This is a genomic window from Kribbella capetownensis, assembly GCF_004331485.1.
Taxonomy (GTDB): Bacteria; Actinomycetota; Actinomycetes; order Propionibacteriales; family Kribbellaceae; genus Kribbella; species Kribbella capetownensis.
The window spans coordinates 44,018-68,011 of sequence record NZ_SJKD01000012.1 but is presented as its reverse complement, the minus strand read 5'-3'; the positions used below and the strand labels follow the sequence as shown (position 1 = coordinate 68,011).

Here is a 23,994-nt window from a genome sequence, read left to right as displayed (position 1 = left end):
TCGCTTCCTGCCTCACTGCTCGACCAAGATGTTGCTGAACTGCGCGGTCCCGTAGTCGACGAGGTCGTTGTCGACCTTGCCGCCGTCGATCGCGAACCCGATGTAGAAGGTCCGGCTCGGCATCACGAGCTTCTCGTAGCCGAAGCGGTCCCACGTGGTCTTGTCGGTGGAGATGCCATCTGCAACTGCGATGAAGGCCTCGAACTCGACCTCACGCGCCTGCGGACGCTCACGCCGGAGCAACCGGAGCCAGTACTGCTTGGTCGGGTCGAGGTAGCTGTCGTCCCATGGCCAGGGACCGACGCTGGGGTTCGGTCCGTCGGTCTGGATCCGGATCGCCTGCGCCTTCATGCCGCCGTCGTCGGTGACGTCCGGCGCTCCACTCGCGTTGTCGCCGACCGTGCCCATCCCGCCGGCCACGCCGTACCCGACACCGCCGTACATGAACGGGGCGGTGGGGTCCAGGCTGTCGCGGATCATCAGGCCGGCGGTGATGCCGTTGGCAACCTTCGCAAGCTTGTCGAGCCGCGTGGTGATCTGGGCGACCGACCCCGCGCCGCCGACCTGGAGCTTGCGGTAGACGTAGTGGAAGTTGCTGGACCGGCCGAGGATCCGGCCGGAGCCCTTGATCGTGAGGATCCCGCCGTCGAGACTGCCCGATCCCTGCACCACCGGTTTGCCGACCGAGGCCGACGTCCAGCCCGGCGTACCGGCTTGGATGTTGACGTGCACCGGCACCGCGGTCGACTGGGTGGCGGTGCCGTTCCGGTCCGTCGCCCGAGCGGTCAGCCAGTAGGTGCCGTCAGCAACGCCCTTCCACTGGATCTTGTACGGCGCCTTGGTCGCCGTACCGATCAGCTGGTCGCCGGCGAAGAACTCGACGGTGGCGAGCTCGCCACCCTTGTCCGCGGCGGCGTCTGCCTGGACGGTCACGGTCGGAGCGGTCCGGCCTGGGATCGTCTGGTTCTGCCGCGGGCTGGTGATCCGCACGCTCGGATTGCCGACCGGGTCGGGCACGATCGAGTTGAGGTAGTTCTCCAGGTAGGTGTAGCCGTTCGGCGCGATCTTCTGCGCGTCGGACGGGTCGTTGGGGTCCAGGCCGTTGGCCTGCTCCCACCAGTCCGGGATGCCGTCGTGGTCGGAGTCCAGCGGTGCTTCCGTCTGGACCAGCGGCGGGAAGCCGCCGACCTCCTTCTGCGAGTTGATCAACCGGCCGGTGCCGTTGCGGACGTCGTTGACGACCCGCTCGTCGACCGCGTCCCGCCGCGGCAGGATCGCACCGGCGTTCGCGAGGACGGCGTCGTACGCCTTGGCCGCCGGCTGCGGCTCGAACGTGCCTGGGATCGGCTGCGGCTCGGACAGCTCGACGATGCCGCCGATCGGGTACCGGATGCCGCGCCGGTTGTGCGCGGTGACGTCGGGATGGCCGTCGACATGGTTGCCCGCGACGTACCACTGGCCGCCACGGTTGGCGCTCACGATGACCGGGGCTACTTCGCCGAGCGTGGTCGGGCCGGGCTTGTAGTAGTTGCCGACGATGTTGATGCCGTTGGCCCACTCACCGCCGTACACCGAGGTGTAGCCGTGGTCGTAGACCACGTTGTTGAAGTGGTCGACCTCCAGGTTGATGCCCTCGGTGTAGCCGAAGCGCGGCTGCCGGCCGCCCTGGTGGGCGATCAGGTTGTGGTGGTAGGTGTTGCGCTCGCCACCCCAGATGCCGCCGTACCCGTGCCGGTTCTTCGGGTGTGCGGACAGCGCCAGGCCCTCGGAGACGATGCACCACTGGATCGTGACGTCGAAGTTCCCGTACGGCGACAGGCACTCGTCGACCGCCCAGCTGAACGAGCAGTGGTCGATGATCAGGTTGCGGATCTCCGGGCTGACCGAGCCCGGCACGTTGGTGTTGAAGGCGTCGTCGGCGATCTCGTTGCGGTCGCTCAGCCGGAACCGGACATAGCGGATCACGATGTCGTGCGCGCTGCCCTTGATCCCGGTCCCGTACCCGGAGACGCAGATGCCGCCGCCGGGTGCGGTCTGGCCGGCGATGGTGAGGTTGTTGCCGGCGATCAGCAGCTGGGACTTCAGCTCGATCGTGCCGGACACCCGGAACACGATGGTCCGGTCCGAGCCGGAGACGCCCTCGCGGAGCGATCCCGGACCGGAGTCGGCGAGCGTGGTCACCTCGTACACGGATCCGCCGCGGCCACCCTTGGCCCACTTGCCGGCGCCCTCGGCACCGGGGAAGGCGGGGAGCTGATCGTCGGCGACTGCGGTGCGCGCCGCCGGGACGGTCTGGGCGGAGGCCGCCGGGGCGTTGCCGATCCAGGCAGCGGCGCCGACGGCGGCGGTCGTTCCGACGAACGTGCGCCGGGTCCAGCCGGAGGAGATTTCGGTCATCGTCCACGCCTCACTTTGGGGCCTCACTTTCGCAGGGGCGGCTGCCGCTTGAGCACCAGATGTGAATATCTAGTCGGTATCGAATGGATCGACGGCCTCATGGTTGCCGAGGTTACGAAGGAGTGTCAAGAGCATGACGCGGATGATTTGCAATCGTTTGCAGTCACGGGATCGTGCGGTGGCAATCGTTTGCACCGAAGTCTTGCCGGAGGCTTCGCCCGGATGGTTTCCTGTCAGCCATGCCCCTTCGCCCACTCCCCCTCGGTGCCACCAGGATCACCAGCGGCTTCTGGCGGGAGCGCCAGCAGACCAACCGGACGTCGACGATTCCCGCCGCGGGATCGCGCCTGGAGGAGGCGGGGACCCTCGGCAACTTCCGTCGCGTGGCCGGTGAAGAGCCCGGGTTCGTCGGCAAGCTCTTCGCGGACACCGACGTCTACAAGTGGCTCGAGGCGGTCGCCTGGGAACAGGCGCGGGAGCCGGCCGACGATCTCGCCTCCTGGCAGACGACAGCAAGTGCACTGGTCGCGCAGGCACAGGAACCGGACGGCTACCTGAACACCCACACGCGACTAGCACTCGACGGCCAGCGGTTCGGAGATCTGGAGAAGGGGCATGAGCTGTACTGCGCGGGCCACCTGCTGCAGGCTGCGGTCGCCCAGTCTCGCGCTACCGGCGATCGCACGTTGCTCGATGTCGCGTGCAAGTTCGCCGATCTGCTCTGCAAGACCTTCGGTCCTGGGCGGATGGAAGGCGTCGACGGTCATCCGCTGATCGAGATGGCGTTGGTCGACCTCTACCGCGAGACCGGGACGGCGTCGTACCTGGAGCTGGCGTCGTACTTCGTCGAGGCGCGGGGGCGTGGGTTGCTGATGCCACCGGGACATCACGGACCGGCGTACTTCCAGGATCATCTGCCGGTGCGTGAGGTGCGGACGCTTGCTGGTCACGCGGTGCGGGCGTTGTATCTGGCGTCCGGGGCGACCGATGTCGCGGTCGAGACCGGCGACGCCGAGCTGCTCGATGCGCTGCGGGAGACGTGGCAGACGATGGCCGACAGTCAGACGTACTTGACCGGTGGCGTCGGCTCCCGGTGGTACGGCGAGGCGTTCGGCGACACGTACGAGCTGCCACCGGACACGGCGTACTGCGAGACCTGCGCGGCCATCGCCAGCGTGCAGTGGAGTTGGCGATTGCTGCTCGCGACGGGCGACAGCAAGTACGCCGACCTGATCGAGCGGACGCTGTACAACGCGGTGATCTCCGGGGTCTCGCTGAGCGGTGACAGGTTCTTCTACGTCAACACGTTGAAGGTGCGGCAGCATGCGTACGCCGACGACCAGCGCTCCGCGGTCGCGGGGAGGCAGCCGTGGTACGGGACGGCGTGCTGCCCGCCGAACGTGATGCGCACGCTCTCCTCACTCGACCAGCTCGTGGCGACGTCGGACGACGAAGGTGTTCAGGTGCACCTCTACGCACCGGCTGTGGTGACCGCTGAGTTGCCCCTTGGACGTGTCGGGTTCGAGGTGGCGACGCGCTATCCGTGGCACGGCCGGGTGACGGTGACGATCACCGAGACGCCGTCGGAGCCGTGGACGCTGGGTCTGCGCATCCCTGCCTGGGCAGATGGTGCCGGCGTTGCCGGTCCGCTACGACGGCAGTGGTCGGTTGGCGACCAGGTGGTGCTGGAGTTGCCGGTGCAGGCACGACGTACCGAGCCTGACGATCGGATCGACTCGGTGCGTGGCTGTGTGGCGATCGAGCGTGGGCCGTTGGTGTACTGCTTCGAGCAGGTCGACCAGGACGTCGTACTGGATGAGACGGCTGTGGTGGCGGGCGAACTGGTCTCGCGGGAGCGGCCTGAGCTCCTGGGTGGAGTGACGACGGTCGAGGTTCCGGCGCGGGACGGGCAGACGTTGACCGCGATCCCCTACTACGCCTGGGCGAATCGGACGGTCGGTCCTATGACGGTGTGGGTCGATGCTCGTTAGCCAGCCGCTCGGCGACCGAGCGATCGGTGATGAGTACGTCGACCCAGCCACCGAGCAGCGCCGCGCGGATGGCGGCGTACTTGCGCATGCCGCCCGCGACGCCGACGCTGCGGAGGTCGTCGCTGCGGACCTGCGCGGCCGACAGACCGAGCACTCGTTGGTCGAGCTCGGAGCGGACCGGTTTGCCGGCCTCGTCGAAGAACCGCAAACAGATGTCGCCGACCGCGTCCTGGTCCCGCAGCACCTTCTGGTCCTCGGCGGTCATCGTGTTACCGCTCTCCTTCAGCAGCGGAGACGGCTCGAGGCTGCCGATCCCGACCAGGAGCAACGTGAGCCGCGACCACGCGTCCATCACCTCGGTGACCACGGGGTCCTTCATCAGCGTGCGCTTCGCGCTCACACTGCCGACCAGACCGGGCACTGGCAGCAGTACAGGCGACGCGCCGGTGAGATCCGCCAGCCGGCCGACCAGGCGGGCCGCGCGGGCCTGAGCGGCCGGGTTGCCGACGCCACCGAGGACTTGAACGACCTCCTCGGCCACCTGCGTCGGCCGCGGTGTCATCGACTCGACCGTGGCAAGCAAGGTCGAACTCCAGGACGAGATGCCGATCCGGTCACCGCCGGTCAGCGTGGTCTCCAGGTACACCGACGCGGCCGCGCCGAGCGCCGGGATGATGTGCGCGTCGTCCTCACCGCTGGCGTCGACCACGATCACCTCACGCACCCCGTACCGCTGCTCGATCGCGTCCTCGAGCTCGGTGTGTACGCCGCTCGGCGGGATCACGACCGTACGAACGATGCCGGCCACCACGGCCTGCTTCAGCAGCCGGGACACCCGCGGCTGGGAGATGTGCAGCTGCGCCGCGATCTGCGGCTGCCGTACGCCCTGCTCGTGGTACAGCTTCGCGACCTTGGTGAGCAGCCGCAGCTGCTCAGCCGACGGCTGCCGCCGGACCCCGTGGCGTGGGCCCTCTCCCGCACTCGCCGTCGTCATGCTCAGCATGCTAACCGCATCGGATGGTTTGAATGACTTACTTCGAAGACCCCGGGCCTGGGTACGGCGTGCTGCCTGCGCGGGCGGCGATCCGTACGGATGCACCACTGATCAATCTGAACGGGGGTTGGCGGTTTCACCTTGCGGAGTCGGTGGCCGAGGCGCCGGACGGGTTCGAGCGGGACGACTTCGACGACTCGGACTGGGTGGTCCTTCCGGTGCCGTCGAGTTGGCCGATGCATGGGCACGGGCGGCCGGCGTACACGAACCAGGCGTATCCGTTCCCGGTCGATCCGCCGTACGTGCCGACGGAGAACCCGACCGGCGACCATCGGCTGGTGTTCGAGCTGCCGCCGTCGTGGAGCGGTCCGACGGTACTGCGCTTCGACGGGGTCGACTCGTGTGCGCGGGTGTGGCTGAACGGGGTGGAGCTCGGGGTGACTCGCGGGAGTCGGGTGCCTGCCGAGTTCGCCGTCGGCGAGGTACTGCGGCCGGGGCGGAACGTGCTCGCGGTCCGGGTGCATCAGTGGTCGTCGGGGAGTTATCTCGAGGATCAGGACATGTGGTGGCTGCCGGGGATCTTCCGCGACGTCACGCTGATCGCACGGCCTTCCGACGGAGTGGGCGATGTCTTCGTGCACGCTGACTACTTGGATGGTGCCGGGATCCTAAGGGTCGAGGCCGGCCCGGATGCGGTCGTGCGCATCCCGGAGCTGGATGTCGAGGCGCCGGCCGGCCAGACGGTGACAATCCCGGAGGTCGAGCCGTGGTCGGCGGAGGTGCCGCGGTTGTACGACGCCGTGGTGGAGACCGCTGGTGAGAGTGTGGCGCTGCGGATCGGGTTCCGTACCGTGGCGATCGTCGACGGGGTGCTCACGGTCAACGGCCGGCGGGTGCTGTTCCACGGGGTCAACCGGCACGAGCACGATCCCGTGCTGGGTCGCGTCGTACCCGAGGAGCGACTGCGCCAGGAGCTGCTGGTGATGAAGCAGCACAACATCAACGCGATCCGGACCAGCCACTACCCGCCGGACTCGCGGCTGCTGGAGCTGTGCGACGAGCTCGGGTTCTGGGTGATGGACGAGTGCGACTACGAGACCCACGGCTTCTTCCTGCTCGACTGGCGCGGGAACCCGGCCGACGATCCGCGCTTCCTGGACGCGTCGGAGGACCGGATGCGGCGGATGGTCGAGCGCGACAAGAACCACGCGTGCGTGGTGATGTGGTCGCTGGGCAACGAGGCCGGGACCGGGCGGAACCTCACGGCGATGGCAGAGTGGACGCGGGAGCGGGATCCGTCACGACCGCTGCACTACGAAGGCGATCCGAGCTGTGCGGACGTGGATGTGTACAGCCGGATGTACGCCGCTCACGCCGAAGTGGAGGAGATCGGGAAGCGAGCCGAGCCGCCGCTGGACGATCCGGTGCTGGACGCGCGGCGGCGGGCGATGCCGTTCGTGCTGTGCGAGTACTCGCATGCCGGAGGCAACGGTCCCGGTGGGCTGCCGGAGTACGAGGAACTGTTTCACCGGTACGAGCGGTGCCAGGGTGGATTCCTCTGGGAGTGGATGGAACACGGCATCCTGCGCCCGGACGGCACTTATGCGTACGGCGGTGACTTCGGCGAAGAACTGCACGACGGCAACTACGTCCTCGACGGCCTCGTCTTCCCCGACCTCACACCCCAGCCAGTCCTCCTGGAAGTCCGCAAAGCCTACGAGCCTGTCCACCTGACCATCACCGTCAACACCCTCCACCTCACCAACAGATACGACGTCCTGGACACCTCGCACCTGTCAGTCCAGTGGACAGCCGCGGACGAAGGCGACGTTATCGCCCAAGGCACGCTCGAGCTACCAACGGTCCCGCCAGGTGGTGAGGCAACCGTCCAACTACCCACGATCAGCACCCCAGCCCAGAACCGCGAACGCTGGCTGACCATCCGAGCAGTCCTCGCGGCCGACACAGCCTGGGCACAAGCCGGCCACGAAGTAGCGTTCACACAAGCATCCATCACCCCGAGCACACCACGGGTTGCTACGTCGCCGGCGGCGAAGGTCACAACTACAGACGGCGAGGTGTGGGTCGGACCCGGGCGGTTCTGTCCCCGCACTGGGCGGTTGACTGGGTTGCGTGGGTGGGAGGTGGAGCATGTGCCGTTGGAACTGTGGCGGGCGCCTACTCAGCATGATGCCCGGACTTGGGATGCGACGACGCGAGACCGGAAGGCTCGGTGGGCTTCGGCTGGGCTGCACAGGCTGCGGTATCGGACGGTGTCGGTGGAGCAGGACGGGGACGAGCTGGTCGTGGTGACGATGGTCGGTGCCGCGGCCACGGATGCCCGGGTGCTGACGACGTACCGGTGGAGTTCGGACGGCAACCGGGTGACCGCGGACGTGCAGGTCGAGCCGCTGGGCGAGTGGACGGTGCCTTGGGCGCGGCTCGGGGTGACGTTCGGTCTGCCGGCTGGGTTTGAGCGGGTGACGTGGTTCGGGCTCGGCCCCGGGCAGGCGTACCCGGACTCCCGGGCCGCGGCCCGGGTCGGCCGCTACACCTCGACCATCGACGACTTCCAGGTGCCGTACATCTATCCCCAGGAGAATGGCGCCCGCGCCGACGTCCGCTGGGCCGAGCTGTCCGGAACCGCTGGCAAACTCAGCCTGACTGCCGAGCCACACCTGGCCCTGACTCTCCGCAGATGGACAGTCGCCGACCTAGCAGACGCCAGTCATCGAGAAGACCTGAAGCCCACCGATCAGCTCTGGATGACCCTGGACGCTCTCCAACACGGCCTAGGCAGCCCGACCAGCGGCGCCCCGATCCTCCCGCCCCACGACCTACGACCCCAACCCCACCACTTCCACTTCAGCCTCGGCTGAGCGGGTCAGTGGTAGGTCTGGCTGCTGGGCGGGGCGGATTCTACCCACGCGAGTACGCCGGTCAGGGCCTCTTCGGTCATGGCGAAGTGGACTGTGCGGTCCTGGAGGGCGGCGTCGACTATGACGTGGCCGGCGTACGTGACCAGAGGCTCGTTGCCCATCGGGCGACGGGTGGTGATGCCTTCGAGTTGGCGGCGGTTGACGACGAGCTTCGGCCACCAGACCAGGCTGAAGACTCGGAACCACTGCAGTTCGTCACCGACGTAGCGGGCCAGGCCGAGGGCCCAGCCGCGGCCGTGGTCCTTCTCGGCCAGCTGGAGGCTGCAATCGAAAGTGCCGCCGTCCCTGGACAACCAGCGACGGCGGCACGCGAACGCGATGATCAGCAGTACGGCGGCAAGCAAACAGACCCCGACGACATCGAGGACTGTCCTCATACCTTGCCGACCTCATTCCCGGTGCCCGATAGCGTACTGCCCCGGGCACCCCGGAGAACCGTACTGTCAGTGACGATGTTCGATTATGACAGGTGCGGGCGGTGCCGATTGCGGCCCCACCCCACCGCCCCGGTCAGGCCGTCTTCTCGGCGGCCCTCACCCTGGCTTCGGCGAGTCGTACCTCGTCGGCGTCGGCATCGGTCTCGCTACCGGTGGCCAGCGCTTCCTCGAGTTCGCGCCGGGCCTCCTCGAGGTCGATGTCGTGACCCATCTCGGCGTTCTCGGCCAGGATCGAGACCCGGTCGTTGGCCACCGAGATGAAGCCGTCCGGCGCGGCCGCGACGAAGTACTCGTCGTCGACGGTCCGCACCTGGACGGTTCCACCCTGCAACAGGCCCAGCAGCGGCGCGTGGCCGGGCAGGATTCCGACGTCACCGTCCGTGGTGCGGGCGATGACGATCCTGGCCTGACCCTGCCACACGGTCCGCTCGGCCGCGACCAGCGCGACCTCGAGGTGCTTGGCAGATTCGTCGGCCATGTCAGTTTTCCTTCTGCAGCTCGGCCCACTTGCGGTCGACGTCCTCGAGCGAACCGACGTTGAAGAACGCCTGCTCGGCGACGTGGTCGTACTCGCCCTCGGTGATCTTCTTGAACGACTCGATGGTGTCCTTCAGCGGCACCGTCGAGCCCGGGATGTTGGTGAACTTCTCCGCCATGTAGGTGTTCTGGGAGAGGAACTGCTCGATCCGGCGCGCGCGGGCGACGGTGATCTTGTCCTCTTCGGACAGCTCGTCGACACCGAGGATGGCGATGATGTCCTGCAGTTCCTTGTTCTTCTGCAGGATCTGCTTCACCCGGACCGCCACGTCGTAGTGGTCCTGGCCGATGTACTGCGGGTCGAGGATCCGCGACGTCGAGGTCAGCGGGTCCACGGCCGGGTACAGACCACGAGCGGCGATGTCACGCGACAGCTCGGTGGTCGCGTCCAGGTGCGCGAACGTGGTGGCCGGCGCCGGGTCGGTGTAGTCGTCCGCGGGCACGTAGATCGCCTGCATCGAGGTGATCGAGTGACCCCGGGTCGAGGTGATCCGCTCCTGCAGCACGCCCATCTCGTCGGCCAGGTTCGGCTGGTAACCAACGGCCGACGGCATCCGGCCGAGCAGCGTGGAGACCTCGGAACCGGCCTGGGTGAACCGGAAGATGTTGTCGATGAAGAGCAGCACGTCCTGCTCCTTGACGTCGCGGAAGTACTCCGCCATCGTCAGCGCCGACAGCGCGACCCGCAGCCGGGTGCCCGGCGGCTCGTCCATCTGACCGAAGACCAGCGCGGTGTCCTTGAAGACGCCGGCCTCTTCCATCTCGTTGATCAGGTCGTTGCCCTCACGGGTCCGCTCGCCCACGCCGGCGAACACCGACGTACCACCGAAGTTGTGGGCGATCCGGTAGATCATCTCCTGGATCAGAACGGTCTTGCCGACACCCGCACCGCCGAACAGGCCGATCTTGCCGCCCTGTACGTACGGCGTGAGCAGGTCGAGCACCTTGATGCCGGTCTCCAGCATCTCGGTCTTCGACTCGAGCTGGTCGAAGGCCGGCGCCTTGCGGTGGATCGGCCAGCGCTCGGTGATCTCGAACTCGGACTCGTCCTGGTTCAGGCACTTGCCGGTCACGGACCAGACCCGGCCCTTGGTGACGTCGCCGACCGGCACGGAGATCGCCGCGCCGGTGTCGCGCACCTCGACGCCGCGGACCAGGCCGTCGGTGGGCTTCATCGAGATCGCCCGGACGATGTTGTCGCCGACGTGCAGCGCGACCTCGAGGGTGATCGTCTGGGTGGTGTCGCCCAAGGTGATGTCCACCTCGAGCGCGTTGTACATGTCGGGCAACTCGTCGGCTGGGAACTCGATGTCGACGACCGGGCCGATCACTCGCGCGACGCGACCAACGCCGGCAGAGCCAGCCTCGTTGTTCTTCTCGGTAACCGTGGCAGTCATTTCTCTCACTCGCTCCCGGCATTCGCGTCGGCCAGCGCGCTGGCACCACCGACGATCTCGCTGATTTCCTGGGTAATTTGGGCCTGGCGGGCCTGGTTGAGGTCCCGCGTCAGCTTCTCGATCAGGTCCTGCGCGTTGTCTGTGGCCGACTTCATCGCCCGCTGCCGGTTGGCCAGTTCGGACGCGGCCGCCTGCAGCATGCAGTAGTGGATCCGGCTGGCGACGTACTTCGGCAGCAGCCCGTCGAGCACTTCTTCGGCGGACGGCTCGAACTCGTACAGCGGCAGCACGTCGTCCGCCGCCGGCGCCTCCTCGCCCTCGACGACCTCCAGCGGCAGCAGCCGGATCACGTCCGCGCGCTGGGTCAGCATCGACACGAACCGGGTGAAGACGATGTGGATCTCGTCCACACCGCCGTCCTCGGTCGGAGTCAGGAAGGCCTCGATCAGCGCGTCCGCCATCTCCCGCGCACGGGCGAACGACGGAGCATCGGAGTCGCCGCTCCACGACTGCGCGACCTCGCGCTGCCGGAAGGTGTAGAACGCGATGCCCTTGCGGCCGCTGAGGTACGGGACGACGTCTTTGCCGTCCTCGCGCAGCATCTGGTTCAGCCGCTCCCCTTCACGGATCACGTTGGCCGAGTACGCCCCGGCCTGACCGCGGTCCGAGGTGATCAGCAGCACCGCGGCCCGCTTCGGGTCGGCCTTCTCGGTGGTCAGCGGGTGGTCGACGTTCGAGAACGTCGCCACCGCCGACACGGCACGGGTGAGCTCACGCGCGTACGGACCGGCCGCCTGGGCGCGCTGCTGCGCCTTGACGATCCGGGACGCCGCGATGAGCTCCATCGCCCGGGTGAGCTTCTTGATCGTCGAGACCGAGGCCTTGCGATCGCGTAGCTCCCGCAGATTGGCTGGCACGGTCGATCAGCCCCGCTTCTGCCGGACGATCTGCTCCTGCTCGACGTCCGCCTCGTCCATCGCCTCGGCCTCCGCCTCGGTGCCCAGCAGGGTGCCCTCGGAGGTCTGGAAGGTCGGCTTGAACGCGTTCAGCGCCTCGGTCACGGCCTGGGCCGAGTCGTCGTCGAACAGACCGGATTCGCGGATGCTGTCGAGCACCTTGCTCTCCCGGCGCAGGTAGTCCAGGAAGTCCCGCTCGAAGCGCAGTACGTCGTCGACCGGGACCTCGTCGAACTTGCCGGTCGTACCGGACCAGATGGAGACGATCTGCTCCTCCACCGGGTACGGCGAGTACTGCGGCTGCCGGAGCAGCTGGACCAGCCGCTGACCCCGGTCGAGCTGGCGGCGGGAGGTGGCGTCGAGGTCGGAGGCGAACATCGCGAACGCCTCCATCGCACGGAACTGGGCCAGGTCGATCTTCAGCGAGCCGGACACGTTCTTCATGCCCTTGACCTGCGCGGCGCCACCGACCCGGGAGACCGAGATACCGACGTCGATGGCCGGCCGGATATTGGCGTTGAACAGGTCGGACTGCAGGAAGATCTGGCCGTCGGTGATCGAGATGACGTTGGTCGGGATGAAGGCCGACACGTCGTTCGCCTTGGTCTCGATGATCGGCAGACCGGTCATCGAACCCGCGCCGAGCCTGTCGGACAGCTTCGCGCAGCGCTCGAGCAGACGGCTGTGCAGGTAGAAGACGTCACCCGGGTACGCCTCGCGGCCCGGCGGGCGGCGCAGCAGCAGCGACATCGCGCGGTACGCCTCGGCCTGCTTGGTCAGGTCGTCGAAGACGATCAGCACGTGCTTGCCCTGGTACATCCAGTGCTGGCCGATGGCCGAGCCGGTGTACGGCGCGACGTACTTGAAGCCGGCCGGGTCCGACGCCGGGGAGGCGACGATGGTGGTGTACTCCATCGCGCCGGCCTCTTCGAGCGCACCGCGGACGGCGGCGATCGTGGAGCCCTTCTGGCCGACCGCGACGTAGATGCAGCGGACCTGCTTCTTCGGGTCGCCGGACTCCCAGTTCGCCTTCTGGTTGATGATCGTGTCGACCGCGATCGCCGTCTTGCCGGTCTTGCGGTCGCCGATGATCAGCTCGCGCTGACCACGGCCGATCGGGATCATCCCGTCGATCGCCTTGATCCCGGTCTGCAGCGGCTCGCGGACCTCCTGGCGGTCCATCACGCCGGCCGCCTGCAGCTCCAGCGCACGGTCGCCCTCGAGGTCCTTGATCTCGCCGAGGCCGTCGATCGGCTTGCCCAGCGGGTCGACGACGCGGCCGAGGTAGCCCTCGCCGACCGGCACCGACAGCACCGAGCCGGTCCGGCGGACCTGCTGGCCCTCGTCGATCCCGTCGAACTCACCGAGGACGACGACACCGATGTCGCGGACGTCCAGGTTCAGCGCGATGCCCCGGGTGCCGTCCTCGAACTCGAGCAGCTCGTTGGTCATCGCCGAGGGCAGGCCCTCGACGTGCGCGATACCGTCACCCGCGTCGACCACAGTGCCGACCTCTTCGCGGGCCGCCTCGGCCGGTTGGTAGTCGGTGACGAACTGATCCAGGGCGTCCCGGATCTCCTCCGGCCTGATCGTGAGCTCAGCCATTGTGTTTCCTGCTTCCTTGACCCTGCTGGCCTGTTGTGGCTCTAAAGGCTTTGCTGTGATTGGTCGAGGCCCTTAGCACCATGTCATCTGTCGTTAAGGGGGTTCAGCCCGCGATGCGCCGTTGCGCTTCGTCGAGCCTGGCCGCGATGGTTCCGTCGATCACTTCGTCGCCGATGTCCACCCGTACGCCGCCGACCACGGCCGGGTCGACGATCACGTTCAGCTGGATGTCCCGGCCGTACTGACGGCCGAGTGCCTCTGCCAGCCGGGTGCGCTCGGCCTCGGAGAGGTCGGTCGCGACCCGGACGGTGGCGATGCTGGCGTTGCGCCGGGCCGCCGCGGCGACCTGGTAGGACCGCAGCGACGCCGCGAAGCTCCGGCCGCGTCCGTCCACCGCACGCTCGGCCAACCGCATCGTGGCGGCGTCGGCCTTGCCCTGCAGCAGTCCGGCGAGCAGCTGCTGCCGGGCGGTGAGCGGGATGTTGTGGTCGCTGAGCTTGTCGCTCAATCCCCGCTCCACCGCGACGATCCGGTCCAGCCGGAACAGCTCGTCCTCGACGTCGTCCAGCTTGCGCCGGGTGTCGGCGTAGGCCACCTCGGCCTCGACACTGAGCTGGTCCAGCGCGTCCGCGAGGTCGCGGCTGCTGACCCAGCGGCCGGCCACGGCGGCGGTCACGACCTCCTCCGCCGGGGTGGAGATCTTGCCGCCGAGCAACTGCTGGACCAGCGCGACGCGGGCCTCCCGCGGCCGGGCCGGGTCGGTCAGTGCGCGCCGGAGCGCGCCCGTGCCGTCCAGCAGCTTGGCCACCGAGAACAGCTCGGTGCCGAGCTCATCGGTCACCGTGACACTCGCCAGGGCCTCCTGGGCCTTGGCGAGTGACTCGTTCGATGCGCCGCGCATCAGCCGTCCGTTCCGACGGCCTGACGTGCGGACTCCGAAGCCTCCAGGTCGGCCAGGAACCGCTCGACGGTGCGACGCTGACGCGCCTCGTCCTCGAGCGACTCCCCGACGATGCGGCCGGCCAGCGTGGTCGCCATCGTGCCGACCTCGGCCCGCAGCGAGGCCACGGCCTGCGCCCGCTCGGCGTCGATCTGGGTCCGCGCGTGCGTGACGATCCGCTCGGACTCGGCGTTCGCCTGCTCACGCATCTCCGCGATGATCTGCGCACCCTGCTCACGCGCGTCCTCGCGGATCTTCGCAGCCTCCTGCCGGGCCTCGGCCAACTGCGCGTTGTACTTGTCCAGAGCCGCCTTCGCCTCGGCCTGAGCCTGCTTGGCCGCGTCCATCCCGCCTTCGATGGCCGCGGTCCGATCGGCGTACGCCTTCTCGAACCTCGGCACGAAGAACTTGGCGAAGGCGATGGCCAGCAGGACCAGGAACACGAAGCCGAAGATGATCTCGGCGGTGTGCGGGAGCAGCGGGTTCGGCTGCTCGCCTTCCGTCGCCAGCGGTAGCACCATCGTCAACATGTCTGAATCCTGTCAGTCAGAAGGGAAATGGCTCAGGTACGGAAGACGAACGCGAGCGCGATACCGATGATCGCCAGCACCTCGGTGACACCGAAGCCGATCCAGGCGATCGACTGCAGCTTGCTCTGCGCCTCCGGCTGCCGCGCGGTGCCGTTGATCACGGCGGCGAAGATCAGGCCGACGCCGACGCCCGGGCCGATCGCGGCGAGGCCGTAACCCAGTACTGCGATGTTGCCGGAAATGTCGAGTGCGGTCATTGCAGTGTGTTCCTTTCGGTACGGATAGCGGCTATCCGGATTTCCGTTACTACGGGTCTAGGGTGCTGCGGTTCAGTGCTCTTCGGATCAGTGCTCTTCCGAGATGGCACTGCCGATGTACTGCGCGGTCAGCACGACGAAGATATAAGTCTGGATGACCTGGACGAACAGCTCGAGACCGGCGATCGCGAGGCCCATCAGCCAGGTCACGATGCCGACGCCGGCCAGGGCGATGTTGCCGGTCTCGAAGACCAGGTACTCGCCACCGAGTACGAACACACCCAGCAGGATGTGGCCGGCGAACATGTTGGCGAACAGACGGAGGCTGAGCGAGATCGGCCGGACCACGATGTTGGAGATGAACTCGATCGGGATCATCAGCGGCATCAACCAGACCGGCACCCCGGCCGGCATGGTCTGGTGCTTGAAGTAGCCCCACGCGCCGTGCTTGCGGATGCCGACCGTGTTGTAGATCACCCAGCTCATGATCGCGGCGACGTACGCCCAGCCGATATGGCTGAAGGTCGGGAACTGGATCAGCGGGATGGTGGCCGCGACGTTGTTCAGCAGGATGAAGAAGAACAGGCCGCACAGGTAGGGCACGTACTTCATGTGCTCCGCGCTGCCGATGGCGTCGCGGGCGATCGAGTTGCGCACGAAGTTGTACCCGAGCTCACCGGCGAACTGCAGCTTGCTCGGGACGATCGCCGATTTGCGGGACGCACCCCAGAAGAACCAGATGATCACGACGACGGACAGCGCGGACACCAGCACAGGCTTGGTGAACCAGCTCACGCCGTCGATGATCGGCGGAAGGTCGAAGCTTTCGGGACCGGGCGGGGTGAACTCGGTCGGAACGCCGGCAATCACCGGGTCTCCTCTCGCGTCGTGCTCAAGTCGGACGCCTTGTGGCTAAGGGCAGGGCGGCTCAGGGCATGGCGGTCAACAACGTCAGACCCGGCGTGGGTCAGGACCGCGACCCGTACCGGAAGTGCAGCAACAAAACGGTGAGCCCGGCACCGAGGACGATGCCCACCGGGAGTAAGAACTGGGTGCCGAGCAGGCGATCCAACCCGAACCCGATGCCGCCGTACAGGACGACACCGCCGATCAAGTAGGACAGGACCCGCCAGCCGTCGCCCGAATTCCCGGGTGATGGCTTCGGATCCTCGTGCTCGCTCATTGGCACCCGAAAGGTACCAGTCCGCGACACGACCGGTCACACCGGCTCCTGTAACCCCCACCACAGCAAGGGAATCGTTACCCAAGGTGGTCATGCGGTCACCTCGCCGTCGAGGTCGTAGATCGGGATGCGCAGCCGCGACCAGGCCCAGATCTCGCCGGCCATCCAGCCCATCACGACCACCACGGCACAGATCCCGAGCACGGTCAGATTCACGTGCCGGGCCAGGCCGTCCGAGCTCAGCGCGACGGCCAGCAGGCCGCCGAAGATCGCGATCCGGCCGGTGTAAGACGCCATCGCGACAGCGAGTTGCATCGTTGGGGAGGTACGGCGGGACAGGTGCAGCGCTAGCAGGCCGCCGCCGGAGAAGATGACGACCATCAAGAACCCGAGCAACGCGCCCCACAGGCCGGGAAGACCGGCCGCGACGGTGGACACCGCGGCCGCGTTGACGCCGACGACGAGCGCGGCGATCAGAGCGCCACGCAGCATTGCCAGCGCCGGGTGCCGAGTGGCCTGGCCGGCGACTTTCGGGCTGTGAGCCGAGGGAGCCATCTGCTGGTTCCGTCCTGCTGGCGACCGGGTCTCGCGGCTCGGCCGTCGGGTGGGCGGGGTCAGGGGTGTCGCTGTTCTTTGCTGGTGCTTGTGAAAACTAGCACAAAGTCTGCGTGGTCAGCAAAACGAGCGGTCCTGCCGCTGTACACGAACACCCTATCGGTAGGCCACCCCGACGAGTGGTCTGGTCCCTGGTAGTTCCGGTTCAGACCTTGGCGAGCGGTTTCCGCGATCGCCTCGGCAGACCGGTGGTGAGCAGGACCGCGGTGACCGCGACGGCCAGCACGATCAGGGCGGTCCACCAGAACAGGACGAGCCCGAGGACGACCACGCCGTACGCGATCAGCGCGGTCCACAGGTACATCAGCAAGACGGCGCGACGATGCGAGTGGCCGCGTTGCATCAGCCGGTGGTGCAGGTGCAGTTTGTCGGCCGCGAACGGCGACCGGCCGGCCTTGGTCCGGCGTACGTAGGCCATCGTCAGGTCCAGCGCGGGGATCGCCAGCACGGCGATCGGCAGGACCAGCGGGAGCAGCGCGGGCAGCAGGCTGGAGCCGCCGACCTCGTACGGAACCGCGTTCGGATCCATCTGGCCGGTGAGGCTGATCGTCGACGCGGCGAGCATCAGGCCGATCAGCAGGGCACCGGAGTCGCCCATGAAGACCCGGGCGGGGAAGAAGTTGTGCGGCAGGAAGCCGAGGCAGGCACCGGCCAGCGCGACCGTGATCAGCGTCGAGGTCGTCGCCCGGTCGAGGTTCTGCTCGAAGTTCAGCAGGTAGGAGTAGATGAAGAACGCCGTCGCCCCGATCGCGGTGACGCCTGCGGCCAGGCCGTCCAGGCCGTCGACGAAGTTCACCGCGTTGCAGGACACCAGCAGGATGCCGGCGGTCAGTACGGCGAGCTGCGCGGGCGATGGCGACACCACACCGCCGGGCAACGGGAGCCAGTACAACTGGATGCCCTGGACAACCATCACGCCGACCGCGAGGACCTCGCCGGCGAGTTTGGTGATCGCGTCCAGTTCGTACAGGTCGTCGACGACGCCGACGGCGCAGATCACCACGCCGCCGATCAGGATCGCCCGGGCGTCGTGCGCGACCTGCAGGCTGTTGCCGAGGAACGGCAGGCTGGACGCGACCGCGAACGCGGCGATCAGGCCGCCGAGGATCGAGATGCCGCCGAAGTACGGGATCGGGACCTTGTGCACGTCGCGGGCCCGTACCTTCGCGACGGCGCCGTACCGCAGCGCGATCTGCCGGGCCACGCCGGTCAGCAGGAAGGTCGTGGCCATCGCCACGAACAGGACCAGCAGATACTCGCGCACTAGTCCGCAGGCCTCACATCATCCGGGTCGGACGGCTTCGCGTCGTCCTTTGCTGGGGACGGCGGCTTCTCGTCGTCCTCCTTGTTGGACGCCGCGACGGGTTCTTCGGTTGGCTTCTCTTCGGTCTCGTCCGGCTTCGCTTCCGGCTCGTCGTCCGGCTTGTCGTCGTCCAGGTAGCTGGTGACGCCGGGGACGATCGCCCGGAGCTGCTCCAGCGACAGGGCACCGAGGCGTACGACGTGAGGGGTGTCGCCGGTGATGTCGACGATGGTGGACGGCTGCCCGCCGGTCGCCGTACCGCCGTCGAGGTAGACCGCGACCGTGTCCTCCAGTTGCTCCTCGGCGTCGTACACGTCCAGCGCCGCCGGGCGGCCGCTCTTGTTCGCCGAGCTGACCGCGAGCGGACCGGTCCGGGAGAGCAGTTCGCGGGTGTTCTCGTGGTCGGGCACGCGCAGCGCGACCGTGCCCTTGGTCTCCCCCAGGTCCCACATCAGCGAGGTCTGCGCGTGGCAGATCACCGTCAGCGGGCCGGGCCAGAACTCCTGGCACAGCGTGCGGCCGTCGTCGGGGACGTCGGTGGCGAGCGCGTCCAGCGACTCCACCACCGAGATCAGCACCGGCGGCGGCATGTCCCGGCCGCGGCCCTTGGCATCCAGCAACCGCTGGACGGCGTCCGCCTTGAAGGCGTCCGCGGCGATCCCGTAGACGGTGTCGGTCGGAAGGACGACCAGGTCGCCGGCCTCGATGGCGTCCACGGCCGCTCGATAGGCCGGTGCCAGCTCATCGCCGGTGAAGTCGAAGCGCTCACTCACGCACCGCATCGTGCCACCCGCGACCCCTGCGACTCCAGCCGGGCCACGGCCTGGCGGATCCTGACAAGCGAATGTGAGCTTTCCAGCGGATCATGCCGCGACTCCCTAGGATCCCGGCATGACTGTTTTGAATGGTCGCGCCGCCGGCGCGACGGGTCACGGGGCTTTGGCTCCCGTCCTTCCCTCGTCCCTCCAGTCGCTTCGCTCCCTCCGCTCCTCAGTCCAGGTCTGGAGGCCCCGTGACCGCGTCGCGTGAGTTCCTTGCCGGGTTGCCGAAGGCCGAACTGCATGTCCATCACGTCGGGTCGGCGTCGCCGCGGATCGTCGCCGAGCTCGCCGCCCGGCACCCCGGGTCGCCGGTGCCGGCCGATCCGGCCGAGCTGGCCGAGTACTTCCAGTTCACCGACTTCGCCAAGTTCATCGAGGTCTACCTGAGCGTCGTCGAGCTGATCAAGACGCCCGAGGACGTCCGGCTGCTGACCTACGAGGTCGCCCGCGAGATGGCCGCACAGAACCTGCGGTACGCCGAGCTGACCTGTACGCCGTACACGTCGGTGGTCCGTGGGATCGCGCCCGAGGCGTACTGCGAGGCGATCGAGGACGCACGGGTCGCGGCCGAGAAGGAACTCGGGATCACGCTGCGGTGGATCTTCGACATCTCCGGGGAGGACGGGGTGCCGGGCGCCGACGAGACCCTGCGGATCGCGACCAAGATCCGGCCCGAGGGACTGGTCGGATTCGGCCTCGGCGGTCCGGAGATCGGCGTACCGCGGCCGCAGTTCCAGCCGCACTTCGAGGCCGCACTCGCTGCCGGACTGCACAGCGTGCCGCACGCGGGCGAGACGACCGGTCCGGAGACGATCTGGGATGCGGTCCGGGTCCTGAAGGCCGAGCGGATCGGCCACGGTACGTCGGCCATGCAGGACCCGGCGCTGGTCGATTACCTGGGTGAGCACCGGATCCCGCTGGAGGTGAGCCCGACGTCGAACATCGCCACCCGCGCGGTCGCGTCGTACGACGAGCACCCGCTGCGCGCGATGGTCAACGCCGGCCTGGTCGTCACCATCAACTCCGACGACCCGCCGATGTTCGGCACCAACCTGACGAACGAGTACGCGGTCGCCGCCCGTCTGCTCGAGCTGGACGAGGCCGGCGTCGCCGAACTCGCGAAGACCGCCGTGCGCGTGTCGTTCGCCGAGGACTCCGTGAAGCACGCCCTGCTGCAGGAGATCGACGCGTACGTAGCCGGTTAATCGCTCCGCGTTGTCCTTGCGGCGTGACGGGCGACCCGTTGGCGGCGTACGAGGAATCGCTGCGGTTGGCGCAGGAGGTGGACGACCGAGCGGTGCAGGCCGAAGTACTGAACGGGATCGGCGAATGTCTGCTCGAGCTCGACCGCGTGGACGAGGCGGTGACCGCGTTGACGACCGCGCAGGAGGCAGGGATCGAACGCGGCTCTGACTACAGCCTGATCTACACGTACGCGTTCCTCAGTATGGCGTACACGCGGCGGGGGCAGTGCGCGGAGGCGCTGGAGGTCGGCCGGAGATCGCTGGCTTCGGCGTTGGAGAGCGACTCCTGGCAGTCCGAGCAGAACGCGCATCTCCGGCTCGCGGAACCTTGCTGGCCAAGGGCGATCCGGTCCAGGCGCGGCCGCATTTCGCGCGGGCGCTCGAGCTCGCTCTCGACGACGGGCAGGAGTCCGTCATCACCCGCGCGGCCGATGGCCTGGCCCGGACCAGCGCGGCGGCCTGAGTGGGTTGGTTCCTGAGCGGTTCGTGGTTGTCTGGAGCGATGCGGAGAGTCTGTGAGGTGCTGGCGATGGCCGGCGTGCTGGTCGGCGCGACCGCGTGCGCCGATACACCCGCCAAGGTCGCCTCCACACCTACCCCTGCCCCGACGAAGACAGAGCACAGTCCCTCTGCACCCGCGACGCCACCGCCACCTCCAGCTCCCCCGGCGGGCAACCAGTTGCCGCGGGGCGGGCGCGTGATCTTCCCGAAGTACCAGCTCGTCGGGTACGTCGGCCTGCCCGGATCACCCGCACTCGGGCCGCTGGACAAGGACCTGGAGACGAAGACGGCGACGCTGGAGAAGCTCTCCAAGTCGTACGCCGACGGACGGACACCGCAGCCGGTGATGGAGCTCATCGCGGTGGTCGCGAAGGGATCGCCGGGCAAGGACGGGCTGTATCGCGGACGGCTGGCGGACGCGGCGATCGACGAGTACCTGACCGTCGCGCGGAAACACAAGATGCTGTTGCTGCTGGACATCCAGCCGGGCCGGGCGAAGATCCTGCCCGAGGTGAAGCGGCTCGAACGCTGGCTGAAGGAACCCGACGTCGGGCTCGCGTTCGACCCTGAGTGGGCGGTCGGTCCCGGTCAGGTCCCCGGCCGCGTCTTCGGTCATACGACCGGCGCCGAGCTCGACAGCATCGCGTCGTACCTGTCGGGTCTGGTCCGCGCGAACAACCTGCCGGAGAAGGTCTTCGTCTTCCACCAGCTCTCCACCCGCATCGTCAGCAACGAGAAGGCGCTGACGAAACACCCCGGGGTCGTCACGATCAAATCCGTCGACGGCATCGGCGCACGTGCCGACAAGCTCGAGACCTGGGGCAAGCTGACGGCCACCCTGCCACCGGCCGTGCACGCCGGCTTCAAACTCTTCTACACCGAAGACACGCGGCACGGTCCGCTGATGACGCCGCCGCAGGTGCTCGCTCTCAGACCCCGCCCGGAGTTCGTCGTCTACGAGTAGGACTAGGTCTTGCGGCCGGTGCTGAAGCGATGGCGGCCGGAGAGATCCAGTTGGTCGCGGACCTCGGCGAAGGACCCGGTGGCGGTGAAGACGGCCGGAGCGGATTCGCCTTGTACGTCGGCGTGTTCGCAGGCGAACCAACCGCCGGGCTTGAGCAAGCGGGCCGCAGTGGTCGCGACGACCTTGATCTCGTCGAGACCGTCGTCGCCGGACCACAGGGCGAGAGCTGGGTCGTGGTCGCGGACCTCGGCGGTGACGGACTCCCAAGCGGTCAACGGGATGTACGGCGGGTTGGCGATCACCGCATCCACCTGGCCGTCGTACTCCGGGAGGCAGCCGTCGATGTCGCCCTCGTGCAGGGTCGCACCGGTGCCGGCCAGGTTGCGGCGGGCCCAGACGCAGGCCTCCGGTGACAGCTCGACCGCGTGGACCGTGCTGTCGGGACGTTCGGTCGCGACTGCACCCGCGATCGCGCCGGAGCCGGAGCACAGGTCGACGACGAGCGGCTTGGGTACGTCGGCCAGCCGGTCCAGGATCCAGCCGACCATCACCTCGGTCTCCGGCCTCGGCACGAAGACACCCGGCCCAACCGCCAGTTCCCGGTAGCGGAAGGCCGCCGTACCGGTCAGGTGCTGGAGAGGTTCGCGCTGCGCGCGGCGGGCGATCAGCTCGTCGTACCGGCGGACCTGATCCTCGGTCGGGTCACCGAGGTTGAGCCGGCTGGTGCCGGTGACGAAGGCGAGCAGTTCCGCGGCGTCGAAGTCGGGCGAGGCGACGCCCGCGTCGCGCAGCCGGGCCGCGGCGTCGGCGACCAGGGTCTTGGTGCTCACTGGGATTCGACGGCCTCGAGCCGGGCGGCGAGGTCGGCGTCGGTCAGCGCCTGGATCACCGGCGCCAGGTCGCCGCCGAGGACCTGGTCGAGGTTATGCGCCTTGTAGCCGACGCGGTGGTCGGAAAACCGGTTCTCCGGGAAGTTGTAGGTGCGGATCCGCTCGGACCGGTCGACGGTCCGGATCTGCGACCGGCGGGCGTCGGACGCCTCCTGGTCGGCCGCCTCCTGCGCGGCGGCGAGCAGCCTGGCCCGCAGGACGCGCATCGCCTGCTCACGGTTCTGCAGTTGGGACTTCTCGTTCTGCATCGAGACCACGATGCCGGTCGGCAGGTGGGTGATGCGGACGGCCGAGTCGGTCGTGTTCACGCTCTGCCCACCCGGACCGGACGACCGGAACACGTCGATGCGCAGATCGTTCTGGTCGATCTCGACGTCGACGTCCTCCGCCTCCGGCAGCACCAGGACGCCGGCCGCGGAGGTGTGGATCCGGCCCTGCGACTCGGTCACCGGCACCCGCTGGACCCGGTGCACGCCACCCTCGAACTTCAGCTTCGCGTACGGCGCCTCACCGTGCTCCGGCGTGCCCTTCGCCTTCACCGCGACGGTGATCGACTTGTACCCGCCCAGGTCGGACTCGGCCGAGTCGAGCACCTCGGTCTTCCAGTTCTGCGACTCGGCGTACTTCAGGTACATCTTCAGCAGGTCGCCGGCGAACAGAGCCGACTCGTCGCCCCCCTCACCGGCCTTGATCTCGAGGATCGCGTCCTTGTCGTCGCTCGGATCCCGCGGCACCAGCAGCACCTGCAGGCGCTCGGCCAGCTCCTCGCGGCGAGCGGTCAGCTTGGCCGCCTCCTCCGCGAACGCGGGGTCCTCGGCCGCCAGTTCCTTGGCCGCTCCGATGTCGTCCGCGGTCTGCAGCCACTCGTCGTACGTGCGGACGACCGGCGCCAGCGCGGCGTACCGCTTGCCGACCCGGCGGGCGTTGGCCTGGTCGGAGTGCAGCGCCGGGTCCGACATCTGCCGCTCCAGCTCGGCGTACTCGGCCTTGAGCGTCTGAACCGCCTCGAACATCCCGCACTCCTCCCTTCGCAACGCCCCGCTATCCGAACCGCGCCAGCCCCGCGCCAAGGGGGTGCGGGTGGCGAAGCCCCCGCTCGCGGCAAGCGAAGCGCAGCCGCACAACACGCGAAGGCGAGGTGGCCTGCGCTGTCCGCAGGCACACCTCGCCCATCGCCTTCGCCAGCTACTTTTTGGCGTACCGCTTCTCGAAGCGGGCCACCCGGCCACCGGTGTCGAGAATCTTCTGCTTGCCGGTGTAGAAGGGGTGACACTGCGAACACACGTCGGCGTGGATCACGCCGTTCTCCGCGGTCGAGCGCGTGGTGAACGTGGCGCCACAGGTGCAGGTCACCGTGGTGTCCACATACGTCGGGTGGATGTCGCTCTTCAAAGGATCTCCTAGGTTCAGGTGCCCCGGGTCGCCCGCGAATGCGGACGTGAACCGGAACCGACAGACCAGTTTGCCACCCGAGGGCGGCAAACTGGTAATCG

At 68.1% G+C, this 23,994-nt stretch carries 23 protein-coding genes; 5 read left to right on the top strand and 18 right to left on the bottom strand.

Annotation, left to right across the window (positions count from 1 at the left end; all coding sequences use genetic code 11):
* Nucleotides 1-12: 12 nt before the first annotated feature.
* Complete coding sequence (locus E0H75_RS38150; RefSeq protein ID WP_131518596.1) at nt 13-2,397, bottom strand: Ig-like domain-containing protein; 2,385 nt, start codon at nt 2,395-2,397, stop codon at nt 13-15.
* A 239-nt stretch (nt 2,398-2,636) separates the two neighbouring features.
* On the opposite strand from E0H75_RS38150, the gene E0H75_RS38145 reads away from it, so the two are divergent.
* Nucleotides 2,637-4,388, top strand: coding sequence for a glycoside hydrolase family 127 protein (locus E0H75_RS38145; RefSeq protein WP_131518595.1), 1,752 nt, complete (start codon nt 2,637-2,639; stop codon nt 4,386-4,388).
* On the opposite strand, the gene E0H75_RS38140 is transcribed toward E0H75_RS38145, so the two are convergent.
* Nucleotides 4,360-5,382, bottom strand: a complete 1,023-nt coding sequence (locus tag E0H75_RS38140; protein WP_131518594.1) for a sugar-binding transcriptional regulator — start codon at nt 5,380-5,382, stop codon at nt 4,360-4,362. The two genes, E0H75_RS38145 and E0H75_RS38140, sit on opposite strands and share 29 nt — an antisense overlap.
* A gap of 32 nt (nt 5,383-5,414) precedes the next feature.
* Here E0H75_RS38140 and E0H75_RS38135 point away from each other — a divergent pair, with 32 nt between their 5' ends.
* The gene (locus tag E0H75_RS38135) at nt 5,415-8,261 is read left to right on the top strand and encodes a glycoside hydrolase family 2 TIM barrel-domain containing protein (RefSeq protein ID WP_131518593.1); all 2,847 of its coding nucleotides are present in this window, start codon (nt 5,415-5,417) and stop codon (nt 8,259-8,261) included.
* 5 nt (nt 8,262-8,266) lie between these two features.
* On the opposite strand, the gene E0H75_RS38130 is transcribed toward E0H75_RS38135, so the two are convergent.
* From E0H75_RS38130 to E0H75_RS38070, 13 genes are all read right to left on the bottom strand, one after another.
* A complete protein-coding gene (locus E0H75_RS38130) occupies nt 8,267-8,698 on the bottom strand; it encodes a DUF2550 domain-containing protein (protein ID WP_131356041.1) in 432 nt (143 codons plus the stop codon).
* A gap of 133 nt (nt 8,699-8,831) precedes the next feature.
* On the bottom strand, nt 8,832-9,236 hold the full coding sequence (locus tag E0H75_RS38125; protein WP_131518592.1) for a F0F1 ATP synthase subunit epsilon: 405 nt from the start codon (nt 9,234-9,236) through the stop codon (nt 8,832-8,834).
* A 1-nt stretch (nt 9,237) separates the two neighbouring features.
* Nucleotides 9,238-10,692 (bottom strand): F0F1 ATP synthase subunit beta, encoded by a 1,455-nt coding sequence (gene atpD / locus E0H75_RS38120; RefSeq protein ID WP_131518591.1) that lies wholly within the window; start codon nt 10,690-10,692, stop codon nt 9,238-9,240.
* Between the two features lie 5 nt (nt 10,693-10,697).
* The gene (locus E0H75_RS38115) at nt 10,698-11,609 is read right to left on the bottom strand and encodes a F0F1 ATP synthase subunit gamma (protein WP_131518590.1); all 912 of its coding nucleotides are present in this window, start codon (nt 11,607-11,609) and stop codon (nt 10,698-10,700) included.
* A gap of 6 nt (nt 11,610-11,615) precedes the next feature.
* Nucleotides 11,616-13,253: a F0F1 ATP synthase subunit alpha gene (gene atpA / locus E0H75_RS38110; RefSeq protein ID WP_131518589.1), complete on the bottom strand. Its 1,638-nt coding sequence runs from the start codon at nt 13,251-13,253 to the stop codon at nt 11,616-11,618.
* A gap of 103 nt (nt 13,254-13,356) precedes the next feature.
* Nucleotides 13,357-14,154 (bottom strand): F0F1 ATP synthase subunit delta, encoded by a 798-nt coding sequence (locus E0H75_RS38105; protein WP_131518588.1) that lies wholly within the window; start codon nt 14,152-14,154, stop codon nt 13,357-13,359.
* Entirely contained in the window at nt 14,154-14,723 is a 570-nt protein-coding gene (locus tag E0H75_RS38100; protein ID WP_131518587.1) for a F0F1 ATP synthase subunit B, read from the bottom strand. The genes E0H75_RS38105 and E0H75_RS38100 overlap by 1 nt, the downstream gene beginning before the upstream one ends.
* A gap of 32 nt (nt 14,724-14,755) precedes the next feature.
* Nucleotides 14,756-14,980 (bottom strand): ATP synthase F0 subunit C, encoded by a 225-nt coding sequence (gene atpE, locus E0H75_RS38095; RefSeq protein ID WP_131518586.1) that lies wholly within the window; start codon nt 14,978-14,980, stop codon nt 14,756-14,758.
* Between the two features lie 87 nt (nt 14,981-15,067).
* Nucleotides 15,068-15,850 carry a F0F1 ATP synthase subunit A gene (atpB, locus tag E0H75_RS38090; RefSeq protein WP_131518585.1) on the bottom strand — a complete coding sequence of 261 codons (783 nt, stop codon included), beginning with the start codon at nt 15,848-15,850 and terminating at the stop codon, nt 15,068-15,070.
* A 97-nt stretch (nt 15,851-15,947) separates the two neighbouring features.
* Complete coding sequence (locus E0H75_RS38085) at nt 15,948-16,163, bottom strand: AtpZ/AtpI family protein (RefSeq protein ID WP_131518584.1); 216 nt, start codon at nt 16,161-16,163, stop codon at nt 15,948-15,950.
* A 90-nt stretch (nt 16,164-16,253) separates the two neighbouring features.
* Nucleotides 16,254-16,718 carry a Cg1360 family ATP-synthase-associated protein gene (locus E0H75_RS38080; protein ID WP_131518583.1) on the bottom strand — a complete coding sequence of 155 codons (465 nt, stop codon included), beginning with the start codon at nt 16,716-16,718 and terminating at the stop codon, nt 16,254-16,256.
* A gap of 205 nt (nt 16,719-16,923) precedes the next feature.
* Complete coding sequence (locus E0H75_RS38075; RefSeq protein WP_131518582.1) at nt 16,924-18,042, bottom strand: glycosyltransferase family 4 protein; 1,119 nt, start codon at nt 18,040-18,042, stop codon at nt 16,924-16,926.
* Nucleotides 18,042-18,863, bottom strand: a complete 822-nt coding sequence (locus E0H75_RS38070) for an L-threonylcarbamoyladenylate synthase (protein WP_131518581.1) — start codon at nt 18,861-18,863, stop codon at nt 18,042-18,044. Before E0H75_RS38070 ends, E0H75_RS38075 begins: the two co-directional genes overlap by 1 nt.
* Before the next feature lie 230 nt (nt 18,864-19,093).
* Between E0H75_RS38070 and E0H75_RS38065 the strand changes: the two genes are divergently transcribed.
* The 3 genes from E0H75_RS38065 to E0H75_RS38055 are packed head-to-tail and all read left to right on the top strand — an operon-like array spanning nt 19,094 to nt 21,611.
* On the top strand, nt 19,094-20,107 hold the full coding sequence (locus tag E0H75_RS38065) for an adenosine deaminase (protein ID WP_238163525.1): 1,014 nt from the start codon (nt 19,094-19,096) through the stop codon (nt 20,105-20,107).
* 23 nt (nt 20,108-20,130) lie between these two features.
* Complete coding sequence (locus E0H75_RS38060; RefSeq protein WP_165554344.1) at nt 20,131-20,625, top strand: tetratricopeptide repeat protein; 495 nt, start codon at nt 20,131-20,133, stop codon at nt 20,623-20,625.
* A gap of 23 nt (nt 20,626-20,648) precedes the next feature.
* Entirely contained in the window at nt 20,649-21,611 is a 963-nt protein-coding gene (locus E0H75_RS38055; protein ID WP_131518578.1) for a hypothetical protein, read from the top strand.
* A gap of 2 nt (nt 21,612-21,613) precedes the next feature.
* On the opposite strand, the gene prmC is transcribed toward E0H75_RS38055, so the two are convergent.
* The 3 genes from prmC to rpmE all read right to left on the bottom strand — a co-directional run bounded on the left by prmC (nt 21,614) and on the right by rpmE (nt 23,893).
* Nucleotides 21,614-22,441, bottom strand: coding sequence for a peptide chain release factor N(5)-glutamine methyltransferase (gene prmC / locus E0H75_RS38050; protein ID WP_131518577.1), 828 nt, complete (start codon nt 22,439-22,441; stop codon nt 21,614-21,616).
* Complete coding sequence (gene prfA / locus E0H75_RS38045) at nt 22,438-23,514, bottom strand: peptide chain release factor 1 (protein ID WP_131518576.1); 1,077 nt, start codon at nt 23,512-23,514, stop codon at nt 22,438-22,440. Before prfA ends, prmC begins: the two co-directional genes overlap by 4 nt.
* A gap of 172 nt (nt 23,515-23,686) precedes the next feature.
* On the bottom strand, nt 23,687-23,893 hold the full coding sequence (gene rpmE, locus E0H75_RS38040; RefSeq protein ID WP_130387310.1) for a 50S ribosomal protein L31: 207 nt from the start codon (nt 23,891-23,893) through the stop codon (nt 23,687-23,689).
* Nucleotides 23,894-23,994 lie beyond the last annotated feature (101 nt).

Coding starts and splice junctions, on each gene's coding strand:
- E0H75_RS38150 (WP_131518596.1), bottom strand. CDS start 2,397: ATGACCGAAATCTCCTCCGGCTGGACCCGGCGCACGTTCGTCGGAACG.
- E0H75_RS38135 (WP_131518593.1), top strand. CDS start 5,415: ATGACTTACTTCGAAGACCCCGGGCCTGGGTACGGCGTGCTGCCTGCG.
- prfA (WP_131518576.1), bottom strand. CDS start 23,514: ATGTTCGAGGCGGTTCAGACGCTCAAGGCCGAGTACGCCGAGCTGGAG.
- E0H75_RS38080 (WP_131518583.1), bottom strand. CDS start 16,718: ATGGCTCCCTCGGCTCACAGCCCGAAAGTCGCCGGCCAGGCCACTCGG.
- E0H75_RS38140 (WP_131518594.1), bottom strand. CDS start 5,382: ATGACGACGGCGAGTGCGGGAGAGGGCCCACGCCACGGGGTCCGGCGG.
- E0H75_RS38125 (WP_131518592.1), bottom strand. CDS start 9,236: ATGGCCGACGAATCTGCCAAGCACCTCGAGGTCGCGCTGGTCGCGGCC.
- E0H75_RS38130 (WP_131356041.1), bottom strand. CDS start 8,698: ATGAGGACAGTCCTCGATGTCGTCGGGGTCTGTTTGCTTGCCGCCGTA.
- atpE (WP_131518586.1), bottom strand. CDS start 14,980: ATGACCGCACTCGACATTTCCGGCAACATCGCAGTACTGGGTTACGGC.
- E0H75_RS38055 (WP_131518578.1), top strand. CDS start 20,649: ATGCGGAGAGTCTGTGAGGTGCTGGCGATGGCCGGCGTGCTGGTCGGC.
- E0H75_RS38105 (WP_131518588.1), bottom strand. CDS start 14,154: ATGCGCGGCGCATCGAACGAGTCACTCGCCAAGGCCCAGGAGGCCCTG.
- E0H75_RS38100 (WP_131518587.1), bottom strand. CDS start 14,723: ATGTTGACGATGGTGCTACCGCTGGCGACGGAAGGCGAGCAGCCGAAC.
- atpA (WP_131518589.1), bottom strand. CDS start 13,253: ATGGCTGAGCTCACGATCAGGCCGGAGGAGATCCGGGACGCCCTGGAT.
- atpD (WP_131518591.1), bottom strand. CDS start 10,692: ATGACTGCCACGGTTACCGAGAAGAACAACGAGGCTGGCTCTGCCGGC.
- E0H75_RS38070 (WP_131518581.1), bottom strand. CDS start 18,863: ATGCGGTGCGTGAGTGAGCGCTTCGACTTCACCGGCGATGAGCTGGCA.
- E0H75_RS38145 (WP_131518595.1), top strand. CDS start 2,637: ATGCCCCTTCGCCCACTCCCCCTCGGTGCCACCAGGATCACCAGCGGC.
- E0H75_RS38085 (WP_131518584.1), bottom strand. CDS start 16,163: ATGAGCGAGCACGAGGATCCGAAGCCATCACCCGGGAATTCGGGCGAC.